The 17045-nt window shown below is 68.7% G+C and carries 15 protein-coding genes; 7 read left to right on the top strand and 8 right to left on the bottom strand.

Annotation, left to right across the window (positions count from 1 at the left end; all coding sequences use genetic code 11):
- Positions 1-123: 123 nt before the first annotated feature.
- Positions 124-960, top strand: coding sequence for an AfsR/SARP family transcriptional regulator (locus ACZ52C_RS22625; RefSeq protein ID WP_469076423.1), 837 nt, complete (start codon positions 124-126; stop codon positions 958-960).
- 60 nt (positions 961-1020) lie between these two features.
- Here ACZ52C_RS22625 and ACZ52C_RS22620 read toward each other — a convergent pair whose 3' ends face one another.
- Genes ACZ52C_RS22620 through ACZ52C_RS22605 form a run of 4 tightly spaced genes read right to left on the bottom strand, consistent with a single transcriptional unit; the run spans position 1021 to position 5836 of the window.
- Positions 1021-2157: an acyl-CoA dehydrogenase family protein gene (locus ACZ52C_RS22620; protein ID WP_469076422.1), complete on the bottom strand. Its 1137-nt coding sequence runs from the start codon at positions 2155-2157 to the stop codon at positions 1021-1023.
- A 48-nt stretch (positions 2158-2205) separates the two neighbouring features.
- A complete protein-coding gene (gene rfbH, locus ACZ52C_RS22615; protein WP_469076421.1) occupies positions 2206-3504 on the bottom strand; it encodes a lipopolysaccharide biosynthesis protein RfbH in 1299 nt (432 codons plus the stop codon).
- Positions 3504-4544, bottom strand: coding sequence for a Gfo/Idh/MocA family protein (locus tag ACZ52C_RS22610; RefSeq protein WP_469076420.1), 1041 nt, complete (start codon positions 4542-4544; stop codon positions 3504-3506). The genes rfbH and ACZ52C_RS22610 overlap by 1 nt, the downstream gene beginning before the upstream one ends.
- Positions 4541-5836 (bottom strand): NDP-hexose 2,3-dehydratase family protein, encoded by a 1296-nt coding sequence (locus tag ACZ52C_RS22605; protein ID WP_469076419.1) that lies wholly within the window; start codon positions 5834-5836, stop codon positions 4541-4543. Before ACZ52C_RS22605 ends, ACZ52C_RS22610 begins: the two co-directional genes overlap by 4 nt.
- Positions 5837-6026: 190 nt before the next feature.
- Between ACZ52C_RS22605 and ACZ52C_RS22600 the strand changes: the two genes are divergently transcribed.
- From ACZ52C_RS22600 to ACZ52C_RS22590, 3 genes are read left to right on the top strand one after another with little or no spacing between them, the layout of a single operon-like run.
- Positions 6027-7178: a nucleotide disphospho-sugar-binding domain-containing protein gene (locus ACZ52C_RS22600; RefSeq protein WP_469076418.1), complete on the top strand. Its 1152-nt coding sequence runs from the start codon at positions 6027-6029 to the stop codon at positions 7176-7178.
- A 9-nt stretch (positions 7179-7187) separates the two neighbouring features.
- The gene (locus ACZ52C_RS22595; RefSeq protein WP_469076417.1) at positions 7188-7757 is read left to right on the top strand and encodes a dTDP-4-dehydrorhamnose 3,5-epimerase family protein; all 570 of its coding nucleotides are present in this window, start codon (positions 7188-7190) and stop codon (positions 7755-7757) included.
- Between the two features lie 4 nt (positions 7758-7761).
- On the top strand, positions 7762-8730 hold the full coding sequence (locus tag ACZ52C_RS22590) for an NAD-dependent epimerase/dehydratase family protein (protein ID WP_469076416.1): 969 nt from the start codon (positions 7762-7764) through the stop codon (positions 8728-8730).
- 18 nt (positions 8731-8748) lie between these two features.
- Here the strand turns inward: ACZ52C_RS22590 and ACZ52C_RS22585 are convergent, their stop codons facing one another.
- Genes ACZ52C_RS22585 through ACZ52C_RS22570 form a run of 4 tightly spaced genes read right to left on the bottom strand, consistent with a single transcriptional unit; the run spans position 8749 to position 13275 of the window.
- The gene (locus ACZ52C_RS22585; RefSeq protein ID WP_469076415.1) at positions 8749-10029 is read right to left on the bottom strand and encodes a DUF6365 family protein; all 1281 of its coding nucleotides are present in this window, start codon (positions 10027-10029) and stop codon (positions 8749-8751) included.
- A 24-nt stretch (positions 10030-10053) separates the two neighbouring features.
- On the bottom strand, positions 10054-11205 hold the full coding sequence (locus tag ACZ52C_RS22580) for a DegT/DnrJ/EryC1/StrS family aminotransferase (RefSeq protein WP_469076414.1): 1152 nt from the start codon (positions 11203-11205) through the stop codon (positions 10054-10056).
- Between the two features lie 51 nt (positions 11206-11256).
- Complete coding sequence (locus ACZ52C_RS22575; protein WP_469076413.1) at positions 11257-12393, bottom strand: glycosyltransferase; 1137 nt, start codon at positions 12391-12393, stop codon at positions 11257-11259.
- Between the two features lie 60 nt (positions 12394-12453).
- Entirely contained in the window at positions 12454-13275 is an 822-nt protein-coding gene (locus ACZ52C_RS22570) for an SAM-dependent methyltransferase (RefSeq protein WP_469076412.1), read from the bottom strand.
- Between the two features lie 140 nt (positions 13276-13415).
- Here ACZ52C_RS22570 and ACZ52C_RS22565 point away from each other — a divergent pair, with 140 nt between their 5' ends.
- The 3 genes from ACZ52C_RS22565 (at position 13416) to ACZ52C_RS22555 (ending at position 16976) form a co-directional block, all read left to right on the top strand.
- Complete coding sequence (locus ACZ52C_RS22565; protein ID WP_469076411.1) at positions 13416-14492, top strand: glucose-1-phosphate thymidylyltransferase; 1077 nt, start codon at positions 13416-13418, stop codon at positions 14490-14492.
- On the top strand, positions 14489-15457 hold the full coding sequence (gene rfbB, locus ACZ52C_RS22560; RefSeq protein WP_469076410.1) for a dTDP-glucose 4,6-dehydratase: 969 nt from the start codon (positions 14489-14491) through the stop codon (positions 15455-15457). Before ACZ52C_RS22565 ends, rfbB begins: the two co-directional genes overlap by 4 nt.
- 211 nt (positions 15458-15668) lie before the next feature.
- On the top strand, positions 15669-16976 hold the full coding sequence (locus ACZ52C_RS22555; RefSeq protein WP_469076507.1) for an MFS transporter: 1308 nt from the start codon (positions 15669-15671) through the stop codon (positions 16974-16976).
- The last annotated feature ends 69 nt before the right edge of the window (positions 16977-17045 follow it).

Here is a 17045-nt window from a genome sequence, read left to right as displayed (position 1 = left end):
ACTTAAGTTGACACTTCCATAAAACGCCTACCCGCAGATGTGCCTCTGGCATCTAGTGTATGACCGTGGGTTCGAATCCCTCTGATCACGCCAAATTCGACGCACCGTCACGGGGGGTAGGCAATGCGATTCAACCTGATAGGACCGTTCGAAATCCTCACCGAGGACGGCAGATCTCATCTGCCGAGCACACCCAAGGTATGTCAGACACTGGCACTTCTCCTCACCCGGCCCAGAGAGATCGTCACCGCGGAATCACTCATTCAAGAACTCTGGGGAGAAGCCCCGCCGAAAAGCGCGCTCACGACCTTACAGACGTACATCTATCACGCCCGGAAAATGTTCGTGAACGAGGGTGTGGTGCCGCGTGAGCGAACTCTGCTGGCGACCCGCGCACCAGGTTACGTGATCATGGCCGAGGACGAGGAGGTCGACGTCAAGATCTTCGAGCGGCTCATCGCGAAGGGCCGGACCTGCCTCCAGGACCGCAGACCGGAATCCGCCCTGGAGCACCTGCGCGAGGCACTCGGACTGTGGCGCGGCCCCGCTCTGTCCAACATCCCGGCCGGCGATGTGCTGACGGGTCGTATCGCCCACCTCGAAGAGCTGAGGATCAGAGCACTGCAGCTCCGTATCGAAGCGGAGACGCAACTCGGACGGCAGCACGACTCCATCCCCGAACTCCGGGTGCTGGTCAACGAGTACCCGCTCAACGAGTGGTTCCACGGTCGGCTGATCTCAGCCCTCAACCACTCCGGTCGCCGCGCGGAGGCTCTGCAGGCGTACCGGACCCTGCACCGCATCCTCGACGAGGAACTGGGCCTCGATCCCGCTCCTGAACTGCAGCGGCTCCAGCTGGAGGTGCTGAACCCGCCGCCGGACCGCGCCGCGGTCCGGCGGCTTCCGGTACCCCGGGAGTACCGGGTGGCCAGTCCGGCGGGCAGGGCGTCGGCGACCTGACATCCGTGGGGGAAGCTGATGGCGGCGCGGACCCTCGGGTCCGCGCCGCCGTCCGGTTGTTCAGTCCGTCGCGGTCACCAGACGCGCGTACACCTCCGCGGCGCCCGCGAACTGCAGACCGCTGTGCCCCGCACCGCAGTTGACATCGCGCCACCGGCGCTGGAGTTCCTCCTGTTCCACCTGGCCGCGAGTGCCGGCCGTGCGCAGCAGCCGGTCCACCACCGTGGCCAGCGACTCCGCCGCGAGCGCGCAGTCCCGCCCGTTGCGGGCGGTGACCAGTTCCGTCAGCGAGCCCCGGTCGAGTACACGGGCCACCCGCTCCAGAAGCAGCTGGGCCGCGTCGATCTCACCGTCCGCGCGCGCCATCAGCTGCTCGAAGGCCCCTTGCCCGACGGCACCGGAGATCGCTCCGGCAGGGGCGGCGAGCTTGGCCCGCACGAGCGCCCGCCAGCGGCGCAGAGCTCCACGGGCGCTGCCCAGCAGCGGAGTCGTCAGAGTGAGGCCGTTGACCGCCTTCATCGGTACGCGATGGCAGAGTGCCCCCGCTTCCGGAGCCGTCCCCCTGAGCAGCACGTCCAGCGGAACCGAGCGTTCCGTCGGTATGGTCACCTCGTCGAGGGCCACCGTATGGCTGCCCGTGCCGCGCATGCCCATCGTGTACCACGCATCGACGACGGAGTGATCGCCGCGTGGCACCGCGAACACCCGGACAGCAGGCGCCGCTGTCCCCTCGGTGCGGGCCGCGAGCAGCGTCCAGTCGGAGAAATCGACTCCGCTGACGTATGCCCACTCCCCACTCACCCGCCATCCGCCGGGCACCGGCCGTGCCTCCCCCGAGGGCATCAACCCCGCGGTGACCACCGTGCCGGAGCCCTTCTCCCACACCTCCGCCCGACCCTCGGCGGGTAGATACGCGGTCAGCCTGCCCGCGCTCGCCATCACCGAGGCGACCCACGCGGCCGATGCGCATCCCTCACCCAACGCGACGACCGCGTCCATCAGTTCAGTGAACGTCCCTGCCGGGCTCCCGCTCTCTTCCGGAGCGAAGTGGTGCGGGAAGCCGGCGTTCACCACGGCTTCGACGACGAGCGGATGCAGTCTGCGCAGTTCCTCCCCGGTCGCGGAGTGTTCTGCGGCCAGTGGCGCCATCTCCCGGGCCGCCGAGAGCAGAGGCGGCCGGTGCAGCCCTGTGGGCATGATCATTTCCTCCTGGATCATCACGGAACATCACGTCGGCAACCGGTGTCAGGAGTTCTTCACCGCGTAGTCACGGATGGATTCGGCGATGTAGCCGACCATGTCCTCGGTGAGCCCCGGATAGACCCCGACCCAGAAGGTGTGTTCGGCGATGAGGTCGCTGTTGGCCAGCGATCCGCTGACCCGGTGCGGGCTGTCCGCGTACGCCGGGTGACGGGTGAGATTGCCGGCGAAGAAGCGCCGGGTGCCGATCTTGCGGCTCTCCAGGAAGGACACCAGGCCCTCGCGGCTGTATCGCGCGTCCGGTCCGACGGTGACGGCGAAGCCGAACCAGCTCGGATCGCTGTCCGGGGTCGGTGTCGGCAGGATCAGGCCGGGCACACCCTCCAGCTCTGCCCGCAGCAGCCGCCAGTTGGCACGCCGTGCCGCCCCGAAGTCGGGCAGCCTGCGCAGTTGGCTCAGCCCGAGCGAGGCCTGCAGATCCGTCGCCTTCAGGTTGTAGCCGACGTGCGAGAAGATGTACTTATGGTCGTACCCCTTCGGCAGGGTGCCCAGCTGGTACTGGAACCGCTTGGCGCACCGGTTGTCCTCTCCGGGTTCGCACCAGCAGTCCCGGCCCCAGTCGCGCATCGACTCGACGATCCGGGCGAGCGCGAGGTTGTTGGTCAGCACGCAGCCGCCCTCGCCCATCGCGATGTGGTGGGCCGGATAGAAGCTGGTGGTCGCTATGTCACCGAAGGTTCCGGTCAGCCGCCCCCGGTAGGTCGAACCGACCGCGTCGCAGTTGTCCTCGATGAGGAAGAGCCCGTGCTCCTCGGCGAGGTCGGCGACCTCCTCGACGGCGAACGGGTTGCCGAGCGAGTGCGCGATCATGATCGCCCTGGTGCGGGGCCCGATGGCCTCGGCGATCCGCTCCGGCGTCGTGTTGTAGGTGCCGAGCTCGACATCGATGAAGACCGGCACCATCCCGTTCTGGATGATGGGGTTGACGGTGGTCGGGAACCCGGCGGCGACGGTGATCACCTCGTCGCCGGGCCGCAGCCGACGGTCCTCGAGTTGGGGTGAGGTGAACGCCGACAGCGCCAGCAGGTTCGCCGACGAACCCGAGTTGGTGAGATGTGCCTTGCGAAGCCTGAAGAATTTGGCGAACTCGCGCTCGAAGCGCCGGGAGCTCACACCGGCGGCGATCCGCATGTCCAGCGCGGCCTCGACCAGGGCGACCCGGTCCTCCGCGTCGAACACCGCCCCCGAGGGCCACACCGCCGTCTGCCCCGGTACGAACTCCCTGTCGTCAGTGCCGTGATACGCCCGAACCTGATCAAGGATGCGGGCCTTGGCGTCGTTCATCACTCATCGCCTCCCACGGCGTCACTCGTCGGTCGCAGGTCCGACCGCGTCTCACGTGTTCCACTCCGGTGGACCTCGGCGATCAGTTCCGCAAGCCGCACGCTCGCCTCACCGCCCGTGCCGGCCCCGGATCTGATGGCCTGTGCGAAGGCCCGGACCGTGCCGGCGCACTGGTCGTAGGGCTCCAGCCTCAATCGTTCGGCTCCCTCCCGCCGCTCCACGACGAGCGTGGGCGCATGGTCCGCCGACGGTGTGAAAGCAACGTCGAGACTGAGACGTCCCGCGCTGCCGAGCACCTCGTACCGGGACGTGTAGTGGTGCTCCATCCCGAAGAACAGCTGCGCGGTCGCCCCGTCCGGGGCCCGCAGCAGGGCGCTGCCCGCCACATCCACTCCGAGCCGCGGCGCACCGCGCAGCGTCGCGCCGACGACCTCCAGGTCGGGGCCGAGGAGGAACTGGGCCAGACGCAGCGGGTACACCCCGACGTCGAACAGGGAGCCGCCGCCGAGCTCCGCCCGGTAGCGGATGTCGTCTGTGGGGCGGGGCGGGATCGTGAAGGACGCGACGAGCACGCGTGGCTCGCCGATGGCGCCCCCTTCCAACAGCTGCCGGGCCCGGTGGTGCTGCGGGTGATGGACGAACATGACGTTCTCCATCAGCACCAGACCCGCTGCCCGCGCCAAGCCGACAAGTCGCTTGGTCTCCCGCACATTCGTCGTCAGCGGTTTCTCCGCCAGTACGTGCTTGCCGGCGAGCAGGGCCCGCTCGATCCACCGCGCGTGCAGTGCCGCGGGCAGCGGAACGTACACGGCATCGATGTCCGGCCGTTCCAGCAGGGCGTCGTACCCCTCGACCGGATCGCCGCCGAAGACACCTACGACCTCCTTGGCACGGCTCCCGCTGCGGCTCGCCACGGCGCCGAGCGACATCTCCGCGATGCGGTCCACGGCCGGCAGCACGCGCCTCACCGCGATGTCCGCGCATCCGAGGAGGCCGAGGCGTACCGGGCGGTCGGCCCGTGCGCGCGGTCCGGCGCTCACCGCAGGAACCTCAGGCAGGTCAGCAGGTTGCGGGCCTCGACGTTGGCGTGGTTGCTGTGCCGGGTCAGCGCGGCGAGTTGCTCGGGTGTCATCCAGACGAAGTCCTCGCCCACGTCGTCGGGAATGTGCTCGGCGGCCTCGAGCACCAGGTACCTGTTCTCCGCGTGGTAGAAGCGGCCGCCCTCTTCCGAGTGGACGACGTCCAGCAGGATCCGTGACGGATCCGCGGCCAGGACCTCCGCCAGGAAACGCGGCTGCCGCTCCGGCGGAAGGTGCCGGTAGTTGTCCGGCGCGCACTGAACGGTCGGCCCCATCTCCACCACGTCGAAGGTGCCGGCCTCGCTGCGCGCCCGCACCAGCAGATGAAGCACGCCCTCGAAATGCCTGGTGAGGAACGCGATCACGCCCCGGGATGCCGGGGCGAGCATGGGCTGCGACCAGCGGTTGACCTCTCGTCCCTCCGCTTCCACGTCCACGCCGATCACCGAGAAGTACCGGCCGTCCTCGTGCTCCACGCTCTCCCCGGAGCACGTCCAGCCCTTCACCGCGGTCAAGGGAAGGCGGCGCCGGTCGAGCCGGTGCGAGACCTTCGCCTCGGTGAACCAACTCAGCAGCTCCGACATCCGGTGCCGTGCCCGACCCCGTGGGTCGGCGCTGCCGTACGCGCCGCCGAAGGCCGCCGGCAGCCCGGAGAGCACAGTGCGGGTGTCCATGTTGACGAGATTGTCGACGCGCAGCAGTTCGCCGATCTGTTCCAGCGTCAACCAGCAGAAGCTCTCGTCGAGGGGAATGTCCTCGGTCACCTCGACGATCATGTTCCGGTTGCGCTTGCGCAGGAACCACGACCCCTGTTCCGACTGCAGGGCGTCGAAGAGGATCCGGCCGCGGCGCGGTGCGAGGAAGTGCTCGAGATGGGGGACCGCCCCGCCCCGGTGCACCCGCGTGAAATTGCTGCGGGTCGCCTGCACCGTCGGAGACAGCTGGAGCAGGTTGATGTTCCCCGGTTCCATCTTGGCCTGGAGAAGAAAGTGCGGGACGCCCGCGAACTCCTTGACCAGAACGCCGAGGATCCCCGCCTCCGGCTGCACGATGATCGGTTGTGCCCAGGTCCCGCCCTCCGGATCGTCGGTGCCGACCTCGATTCCCTCGACCGAGAAGAACCGTCCGCTGGCATGCTGTACGTTCCCCGTCTCCGGGTGGAGGGACCAGCCGTCGAGCCGGTCCAGGCGCGTGGGAGTCACCCGGTGGTGGGTCCGTCGGCGCTCGGTGAACCAGCCGTGGAACTCGGACATGTGCCGGAACACAACGGCCTCCTCGAAAAGGTGATGCGACGCCCGGCCGGGCACACCGGACCGCGGTCACAGCGAGCTACTCGGTGTCCCCAGCCTTCGGCACCGTCTTCGAGATCCGCTCGAAGGCCCGTGACGGTCGGGCTCGCACGCCTTCGAGTGAGGCTCGAAGAACGGGTTGGACCATGCCCGCATGAAGATGCTCTTTGTGGGAGGCAACGGCGCCGGGACGATCTTCCCGGACATTCCGCTGGCGCAGGCGGCGCGCAATGCGGGGCACGAGGTCATCATGTCCGGGCCCGAGGTGACGATGTCGGCCATCCTCAACTCGGGAATCCCCGCCGTCCCGGTGACATCACGCACCATCCAGGACTGCCGGGTCAACCGGGAGGGCGTCCTCGTGCCGACCCCGCCCCACGGACCGGAGCGCAACATCGCCATCGGGCGCATGTTCGGCCGCCTCGCCGCCCATTCCCTCGACGCCCTGCTCGACCTCGTCGACCAGTGGCGCCCGGACCTCGTGGTGAGCAACGTCCTCGCCTACGCGGGCCCGCTCGCGGCGCACCGTGCCGGGGTGCCCTGGGTGCGGTTCGCCACCGACATCGCGGAGCCCCTCGTCATCGACCTCGCGGCGACCGCGGAACTGGCGCCGGAGATGGAGCGTCTGGGGCTGCGGGAAGTACCCGCGCCCGCCTTCTCCGTCAGCCTCATGCCGTCGAGCGTGCGGCCCCCGACAGCGCCGGTCGCGCTGCCGCTGCGCCACATCGCGTGCAGCACGCAGAGCCCCCTCGAACCCTGGATGTACACCAAGTCCGACCGGCCGCGCGTCCTGGTGAGCGCCGGGAGCAGGGTCACTCCGGATGACGACTTCGACCTGCTCACCGGGCTGGTGGAGAAGGTCGCACCGCTCGATGTCGAGCTGCTGATCGCCACGCCCGATGACGTCGCCAAGCGGCTCGGGCCGCTGCCCGACGGCGCGCGTGCCGGCTGGCTCCCCGTGGACGTTCTCGCCCCCACCTGCGACCTGATGGTCCATCACGCCGGCGGCAACATCACCCTGACCTGCCTGGCAGCCGGGGTGCCCCAGATCTTCGTCCCGTATCTGCCGGGGCTGGAGGAGCACAGCGAACGGATCAGCGCGTACGGCGCGGCCAAGCTGATCGCGCCGGAGGACGACAGCGCGGAGAACATCGCCGACGCCGTCCGCGAGATGCTCGCCGACGCGTCGTACCGGGACGCGGCCGCGCGGCTGCGTGCGGAGACCGGTGCGATGCCGATGGCCGCACAGGTGGTGGGCGACCTGGAGAGGGCCGTCGTGGTTCACCGGGAAGCCGCGGCAGGTTGAGGTGGCGTCATGAGTGTTGCCGAGACCGCCCTCCCGGGTGTCTACGTCGTCACACCGGAACAGCTGGCCGACGATCGCGGAACGTTCTACGAGTCACTGCGGACCGATGTCCTGGAAGCGATCCTGGGCCGGCCTTTTCGGCCGAGACAGATCAACTACTCGGTGTCCCACCGCAACGTGCTGCGCGGACTGCACGGTGTGGCCGTCCCACCGGGGCAGGCCAAGTACGTCTCCTGTGTGCGGGGCGCGCTGCGGGACATCGTCGTCGACCTCAGAACGGGTTCGCCGTCGTTCGGCCGGTACGCCGTCACGGAACTGGATGCCGGTACGGGCCGCAGCCTGTTCATCCCCGAGGGGTTCGGTCACGGGTTCCTCAGCCTCGCCGACGACACGTGCATCTCGTACGTGGTGTCCACGACGTACGTACCCGGTACGCAGATCAACATCGATCCGCTGGACCCCGATCTCGCCCTGCCGTGGGGGTTCACCGAACCGCCGCTGATCTCCGACCGGGACGCCACGGCACCCTCACTGGCGAAAACCCTCGTCGCGGGAATCCTGCCCGAGTGGCGAGGGTGAGGCGATGACGGTGAACTCGGTGGTGGTGCTGGGCGCGGGCGGCTTCCTGGGGCGCCATGTCTGCACCGCCTTCGGCGCCGGGGGAGCCCGGGTGACGGCTGTCTCCCGGAGCCCCTTCGAGGGACCCGTGACGGGTCCGTCCTTCCGGTCGGTACGACTCGACCTTCTCGTCGAGCCGCCCGCACGGATCGCGCGGGTACTCGAGGGGGCGGAGGCCGAGGTCGTCGTGAACGCGGCGGGGCTCGCCTGGGGAGCGACCCCGGAGGCGCGGACGGCGGCCAACGTGGATCTGGTGGACCGCCTGGTCGAGGCTGTGGGCCTGATGCGGAGTGGTCCGCGGTTGATCCAGTTGGGCACGGTGCACGAGTACGGGCCGGGCCCCTTCGGCAGCCGGTTCGCCGAGGACCACCCGCCCGCCCCGGACACGGAGTACGGGGAGTCCAAGCTGCGGGCGACGCGGGCGGTGCTGCGCGCGGCGGAGGACTCGGACCTGGACGGGGTCGTCCTGCGTGTCTCCAACGTGTGCGGTGCCGGCGCGCCCGGCGGGAGTCTGCTCGGCGCGCTCGCCCGCCGGCTCTCGGCGCATGGCGGGGACAGCCCGCTGGAGCTGGATCTGCCGCAGATGTCCGCGTGGCGCGACTTCGTCGACGCCGCGGACGTGGCGGCCGCGCTGTGGGAGTGCGCGCGGGCACCGCGAGCTCGCGTGGCCGGACGTGTCATCAACGTGGGCAGTGGCCGGGCGGTACCGGTGCAGAGACTGGTTGACCGGCTCGTGGAGCTGAGCGGAGTACCGGTCAGCCGTCCCGAGGATCACGACGCGCGTTCCGGGCCGCGTGCGGCCCGGAACGGCGGTGCGGCCAATTCCGGGGCCACATGGCAGGAACTGGACATCACACGGGCCGGGAGGCTCCTGGACTGGCGGCCGCGGCGCGCGCCGGACGAGTCACTGCGGGCGCTCCTCGGCTCGGTGTGACCCCACCCTCGGCGACGTTCAGCGGCGGGCTCGGGGTGTCACCCCTGCCCGCCGCGCCGCGGTCATGAACACCTCGACGGTGTCCGGCAGCCCGTCGAGGGCGTCCCGGTAGGTGCGCCGGGCCCCGGCCAGCCGGCCCCGGACCCCCTCGTCGTACAGGACGCCCTCCAGCCCGGCCACCACCGCCGCCTCGTCGAAGAGCTCCGTTCGCAGCGCGGTCGTCGTGAGCGGGTTGTCCTCCAGCAGGCGGCCGACGACGTCGTTCCACTGGAGCGGCCACATGTGGAAGGGCGGCACGGGACCGGGAAATGCGGCCAGCCAGGAGCGGACATCCGGGGAGCAGTTCCCTCCGAAGGCTTCGGCCAGCCGCCGAACGCCTTGCTCGCCGTCGACCTCGAAGGAGTTGACGGTGAAAAGGGCCGGGATGTCGGCGAGCACCGCCCGCTCCAGCGCGAATGACGGCAGGAAGAGCGCCAGCACCGCGTCGGACACGGACAGGAGATCCAGGTAGCGCTGGGCGCTGTAGGAAGCCTCCACATGCACCCGGTCGGCCGGGAGATCGAAGCCGTCGAGGACGGGCCCGACGAACAGGAAGCGCGTGTCGCCGGGGAGCCGCCGCAGGTAGTGGCCGACCAGCAGAGGCACCCGCAGGGCGAGTTCGCGTGTGCGAGGGCCGGCGCGGTGCTGCATGATCCGCTGCCATGGCAGGGTGGGGATCATCAGCAGGCGTTCCTCGGGGCCGATGCCCAGCGACCGCCGGAGACGCTCCCGGGCCTCCGGCGGGGCGGGGGTGATCGTGCGGTTGGCCCGGTAGGGCAGGCCACGCCCGCCCGCCCTGGCCAGGGGCTGGGTCCCCGGCACCGGAAGGAGGTGTACGGGCGAGGTGAGGATGCGGTCGCTCACTCGCGTGGTCCTGCCGAGGATCTCCACCTCCAGGCCTGTGTTCTCCAGGGCCATGGTGTCGATCGGGATGACCGGCACGTCGAACTCGTCGATGAACCAGGGGTCGATGTCGTAGTTGACGAGGTGCGTCATCCAGTGGGCCATGTAGTCGCTGACGACGATCGCGTCGGGCCGGAAGTCCCGTACGGCCCGGCCCACCACATCGCGGACGCGGGCTCCCAGCGAGGTGTCGACCAGGGTGTACGAGTGCTCGGTGGCGGCCAGTTGACGTTCGTTGTACACGTCGACGACGAAGTGACAGGTGATTCCGGCGTCCTTGAGCTGCTCCGCGAGGTCGAGGCCGATGGTGACCTCGTGCAGCGTCTCGGACAGCGTGGCCATGAAAAGCAGTCTCACGTCGTTCTCTCCTCTGCCGATCCGTCAGACGCCGCCGACGGCCCGGCCGCGTGAGGTCACGGCCTTGCGGACCTGCTCCACGACCGTGCTGACGTCGTTCTCGTCGAGCCCGGCGTGCAACGGCAGACACAGCGTCTCGCCGGCGGCGCGGTCGGTGGCGGGGAGCACACGGTCCGACCCGTAGGCGGGAACCCTGTGCAGGGGCGCGTAGCGGAAGGTGGTGTAGACGCCCGCCGCCAGGAGGTCGGAGGCCACTTCGTCACGGATCCTCGGATCCATCTGCACCCAGTAGAAGTAGTGCGAGGAAGTATGGCCCCGTGGTAGCGGCGGAGGCAGCCGGAGACCGTCGACGTCCGCCAGAGCCCGGTCGTACGCCGCGACGATTTCCCTGCGCCGCGCGACGAAACCGGGCAGTCGCCGCAACTGCACGGCGCCGATCGCGGCCGTCAGGTCATTGCCGATCACTCGGCGGCCGATCTCCGGCACGTCGAGCTCCCACCAACGGTGCGAGACCTTGGCGTAGCCGAGGCCCGTGGGCTGGGCCAGGCCGTGGTACGCCAGGCGACGCGCCCGGACGGCCTGTTCGGGGTCGCGCACGTACAGCAGACCGCCGTCGCCGGTGGTGAGGATCTTCGCGGCATCCAGACTCCACATGGCCAGGTCACCGAAGGAGCCGGCCGTCTGCCCGTCCACGGCCGACGCGATGGAGCAGGCGGAGTCCTCGATCAGGGTGATGCCCCGCTCCCGGCAGCGCTCCGCGATCTCCTTCACCTGGCCCGGGTAGCCGCCGTAGTGCAGCAGCAGTACCGCCTTGGTACGGGAGGTGAGGGCGTCCTCCACGTCCTCCCACCGCGGGTTCATGGTCCGAGGGTCCACATCGCAGAAGACGGGCCGCGCGCCCACCGACATGACGGCGTTCGCGGCCGCGAGGAAGCTCATCGACGGCAGGACGACCTCGTCGCCCTCGGACAGGCCCAGCGTCTCGACGGCGAGGAAGAGGCCCGCCGTACCCGAGTTCAGGAAGATGACGCGGTCGGGTTCGACACCGAGGTGTACGGCGAAGTCGGCCTCGAACGCCTTGGTCCGCGGCCCGTGGCCCAGCCATTTGTCGCGGAGGACATCGGCGATGGCGGAGAGCTCCTCGTCACCGACCTCGGGCTGAAACAGATTGATCATGAGGTATCCCCTGAAGATCAGTTGAAGTCGGATGCGGCCGGAGCGGTGAGCTCAGAGCCCGTCGGCCGCCAACCGCTCGATCGCCGTCACGGCCTGGGCCGCCGGAGGCAGAGCGGCCACCTCGTCAGCAAGGGCCCGGGCCCTTTCCCGGTAGGAGGAGGTGTCGAGCATCTCCGCGCAGGTGCGCAGGATGTTCTCCGCGGAGTCGTCCGCGGGGTCGATCATCACCGCGGCACCGTGGTCGCTGAGGCGTCGGCTGTAGTCGACGCAGTAGGGCAGGTAGGGAATGAGCACCTGGGGCACGCCGTAGGAGACGTACCCCATCGTGGTGTTGCCGCCCGCGTGGTGGACCACCAGGTCACAGGTCGCGGCCGCGAGGTGCAACGGGATCCAGCCCGCGCGGACATGACCGGGCAGCGGGCGCAGTTTCTCCGCGACGATCTCGGGGGCCGCGATGAGCAGTTCCACGTCCAACTGCCCCACCTTCTCCACCAGCCCACTCAATATGTCGAAGTCGGAGTCCGGAGTGACCCGGCTGCCGGCCGACACCAGCAGACGGGGACGGTCGCCAGGGGCGTACATCCACGGCTCGACCGGCTTCTGGGTGGCGTACGGCACATAGCGCATCATGTGGGCGGCCGGCGCGTCCGACGGGCGCAGACTCGGTGGACAGATGTCGATGAACAGGTCCGCGCGCGGCATCTCGTACAACCCCAGCCGTTCCATCTCCGGGCCCAACTCCGCCGCGGCGGCCAGATCGATGGTGCGCGGTTCCCCCATGTCGATGGCCTGCTTGACGTACGGGACACCCACATGGGCCGCCACCAGCGGGGCGGCGAACGCGAGTGCCCCGCCCACGACGACATCCGGACGCCAGCGCTCCGCCAGGGCCAGCAGGCCGTCCAGGCAGGAGGCCGCATACCGGCCGAACGTCCGTCCGTTGAATATGTACCGCTCGTGCAGGTCCTCGGGGATGGGGACACGGACGCCCCGCCGGTCGACGAGCGCGTCGTGCATCACCTGCGAGGACACGGCGACGCCGGGTATCCCCGCGCTGGTGACGATCGGCATCACGTTCTCCGGCGCGGCCATGAAGACCTCATGTCCGGCATTACGGGCGGCTTGTGCGAGCGGGACGATGCCGAAGATCACTCCGGAGGTGCCGCCTGCCACAAAGAGAATCCTCATGCGGCACATCGTCGGAACCCGGACTCGAACCCCGCTCGACGTCCTCTGGACCAGCCGGATTCAGGACACCGGCTTGCGGGCCTGGATGATCGAGTAGCCGAGATGGTCACGTTCCAGCTCGGACACCTTGCCGATCATGGACCTGAACTCCTCGGCGAACTCCGCCCCGCCCTTCTCCACGACCTTCTGGTAGTTGTCGGCCACGACCTGACCGATCCGCGCCGCCGACCTGCGCAGATGCGGGGTCGCGTCTTCCGCCTCCACGATGGCCAGCCCCGCCTCCGTCATCATGTCCACGTACTGCGTCGCGGTCGGCAGCGAGTCCACGGTGAACCCCTCGACCAGGACCTCCCGCCATTCCTCGGTCAGTTCGCCCGATTCGGCGTAGTCCGCGAGCAGGAACACCCCGCCGGGAGCCAGCACGCGCGCGATCTCCCTCATGGCGGCCCGCCGGTCGGACAGATACATCAGCGACTCGACCGCCCATACGGCGTCGAACGAAGCGTCCTCGTACGGCAGGTTCATGGCGTCGACCCGTTCGAACCTCACCCGGTCCGCGAGGCCCGCCTCACCTGCCAGCTCCGTGCCGGTGGCGACCTGGTCCGCGCTGACCGTGATGCCCACCACCTCGGCGCCGCTGGCCCGTGCCAGTCGGATCGCCGGCCTGCCCTGGCCGCACCCGACGTCGAGCAGTCGTTGCCCCGGGCGCAGCCCCAGCCGTTCGATGAGCACATCGGTCAGCCGGTCCTTGGGATCGACGTCCGGGTCCTCGACGTCCCAGTAACCGATGTGCAGGTTCTGGCCCATGAAGATCTCCCAGAGCCAGCCCTTGTCGTCGTAGACCTCGCCGACCTCGTCAGGTGTCAGGGCGCTCTCCGCCATCGACTCGGCTCCTCATGCTCGGATGCGTGACGGGAAGAGACGCTGGCAGCCCGTGTTCGACGGTGGCTCGAACCGGAGTCGAGTGGGTGCCCCCACGTTGTCACTGACACCGTCTCCGTACGAGAACGGCTGGGGAGCCCATGAAAGCGCTGGTACTGTCCGGAGGTGAAGGGACGCGTTTGCGTCCCTTCACGTACTCGATGGCAAAACAATTGGTTCCAGTGGCCAACAAGCCGGTCCTGGTGCACTGTCTGGAAAACCTGCGGAACATCGGAGTGGAGGACGTCGCCGTCATCGTCGGGGGACATGGCGCGCAGATCGAGGCGGCGATCGGCGACGGGTCCCGGTTCGGAATGCGACTCACCTACATCCGGCAGGAAGCTCCACTCGGACTCGCGCATTGCGTGAGAATCGCCTCGGAATTTCTCGGCGACGACGATTTCATCATGTATCTCGGCGACAATGTCCTCGCTGACGGAATCGCCGAAGCCGCGGAGGAGTTCCGTGCGCGGCGGCCGGACGCACAGATCCTGGTGACCGAGGTCGACGACCCGCGCCAGTACGGTGTGGCCGAGGTCGGAGCGGACAACACCGTGAGCGCGCTGGTGGAGAAACCGAGCGAACCGCACAGTGATCTCGCGGTCATCGGCGTGTACTTCTTCACCGCCGCCATTCATGAGGCCGCGCGGGCCATCCGGCCCAGTGCCCGCGGCGAACTGGAGATCACGGACGCGCTCCAGCACCTGATCGACGAGGGCGGTACGGTCACCGCCCAGACCTACGAGGGCTATTGGAAGGACACCGGAAAGATCGACGACCTGCTGGCGTGCAACCGGGCCCTGCTCGACGCTCTCGACACCGGTCACCCGGGCGAGGTCCGCGGCGAGATCGACGCGGAGAGCATCCTGAAGGGCAAAGTCGTCGTCGAGCCCGGAGCCCGGGTGATCCGGTCCCGCCTCGTCGGCCCTGTGGTGATCGGAGCCGGCACGGACCTCATCGACAGCCAGGTCGGTCCCTACGTGGCGGTCGGCCGCGACTGTGTTCTCAACTCCGCGGCCGTCGAGGACTCCATCCTGCTCGAAGGCGCGTCGATCACCGATGTCCCCGATCTGCACAGCTGTGTGATCGGCCGCTGGGCCCAGGTGCGGGCTCAGGGTGAGAACTCGCGCAACCGACTGATCATCGGCGATCACACTCAAGCAGAGGTGCTGGTATGAGGATCCTCGTCACGGGGGGAGCCGGATTCATAGGTTCCCACTACGTACGCACCATGCTGAGCGGCGGTTACGTCGGCCACGAGGACGCCGAGATCACCGTCGTCGACAAGCTCACCTACGCGGGCAACACCCAGAACCTGCCGATGAACCACCCTCGGTTGACCTTCGTGCGGGGGGACGTCTGCGACCAGGAACTGCTGCGGCGAGTGCTGCCCGGTCATGACGCCGTGGTCCACTTCGCCGCCGAGTCGCATGTCGACCGATCCGTCGACGGGGCGATCGCCTTCGTGCACAGCAACGTCCTGGGGACCCAGAGCGTCCTCGACGCCTGCCTGCACACCGGTGTGCCCAAGGTGGTGCACGTCTCCACCGACGAGGTCTACGGATCGATCCCCACGGGCAACTGGACCGAGGAAGACCCTCTGCTGCCCAACTCGCCGTACTCGGCGTCGAAGGCCGGCAGCGACCTGCTGGCCCGCGCGTACCACCGCACGCACGGACTCGACGTCCGCGTCACCCGCTGCTCCAACAACTACGGAACACATCAGCACGTCGAGAAGCTGATACCGCTGTTCGTCACGAATCTGCTGCGAGGACTTCCGGTACCGCTGTACGGGGACGGCGGCAACGTACGCGAATGGCTGCATGTCGATGACCACTGCCGGGCCGTACAGCTGGTGCTGACCGAGGGCCGCAGCGGTGAGACGTACAACGTCGGCGGTGCGACCGAGTTGACGAACCGCCAGATGACGCAGCGACTGCTCGACCTGTGCGACGCGGACTGGTCGATGGTGCGTCATGTCGAGGACCGCAAGGGCCACGACTACCGGTACTCCATCAACGACGCGAAAATCCGGTCGGAGTTGGGCTACGCTCCGCGGCGAAATCTGGATGAGGGACTGAAGAGCGTCGTCGCCTGGTACCGGGACAATCCAGGATGGTGGAAGCCCTTGCTGGACAGCTGACCAGCGCCGCGGTCGGCGGAAACCGGACCTGATCACCGGTACGTCACATGGTAGTTTCGTGACGAAGGGGCTACGCGGGTGCCGCCTTGCTTCTCTCTCGTCGAACCGGAACGGGAGTCGAGAACAAGGGTGCGAGTTCCGCGATGTGCGAGCCTGTCGTCTGTCGCTTCGCGCTCGCGTGAACGCCCGCAGCGCCCCCCTTGCCGGCTTGATGCTCCGCGCTTCTTCCGCTCTTTCCTCTCCCAAGGGGCTTCCTGTGGTTTCACCCGTGCCGTCCACTCCGTCGGTTCCTGCCTTACCGCACAGATCAACGCTGTTAGTACTCCTGCTCGCCTCCACGCTCACGGTGATGGCGGGTGCCATCATCGCCCCCGTCGTCGGCCTCATCCGCGGTGAACTCGGCGTCAGCGGCACCAGCGCCGGACTCATCCTCACCGCACACGGTCTGTCGCTCGCCGTCGTCAGCCCGTTCGTCGGCTGGGCCATCGACCGCTGGGGCCTTCGCGTCCCTCTCGTCAGCGGGCTCTTCCTCTACGGAGTCGCCGGAGGCGCCGGGCTGTTCACCGATTCCTATGCGGCGCTCCTGATCAGTCGCTTCTTCTTCGGCGTCGGGGCCGCTGCGGTGTTCACGGGGACGACCGTCGCCCTGCTGGCGCTCTACCAGGGCGAGCAGCGGGACCGGGTGGCCGGCTGGCGTTCCACGGCCATCAGTCTGGGCGGCATCATCTGGCCACTGCTCGGTGGCGCTCTCGGCGGCCTGTCGTGGCACGGCCCCTTCGCGGTGTATCTGCTCGGCATCCCCGTGGGTGCGGCGATGCTCCGGGTGTTGCCCGATCTGCCCGCCGAAGGGCGCAGCACGCGTGGTGGCGCGGTGACATTGCTGCGTCGGCGGCCGGGGCTGCTGGGCCTCTACGCACTGTCGACGTTCGGCTCGTTCCTCCTGTACGTGGTGGCGGTCTTCCTGCCCCAGCGGCTGACTGAGATCGGCATCGCCGAACCGTTCCTCATCGCTCTCATCAGCATCAGCACCTCCATCGGGGGCAGTCTGATCGGTCTGGTCTACGCGAAACTGAAGGCTGGGCTCGGCTACGGGAACCTCCTGCGGCTGGCCGTGGCGGCATGGATCTCCGCCTTCCTGATCATCGGTCTGACGGACCACTCCGCCCCCCTCACGATCGCGGCGGGCTTGTTCGGCCTGGGCAGCGGCCTCTCCGTGCCCGCCCTCGCCATGATGATCGGCGAGGCGGCACCCGCGGGGATGCGCGGACAGGCCATGTCGCTCTCGGGAACGGCCAATTTCCTGGGCCAGTTCGTCTCACCACTGATCATCGGCCCGGTCGTCGGGGCCACCTCGATCACCTCCGGCTTCCTCGTCGGAGCGGGTCTGGGCGGACTGGTCCTGCTGCTGATCCTGCTCGTCAGGCTGACCCCACGCCCCGAGCAGCCCGAGGCACCGGTGCAGGGTGCCGCCGGCAAGGACGGTTCCGGGAGCGCGCCCACCGACAGCACGTCCGTATGACCCCCTGACGCCGTTCGGGGCGCGCCCCCGGCGATACCTCGGCGACTCCCCCTGTGCGGAACTTGGTTG

It is taken from the genome of Streptomyces sp. NPDC034049, from assembly GCF_055575575.1.
Note: the sequence above shows the minus strand (reverse complement) of the source record. Positions and strands in the feature narration are given on the sequence as shown.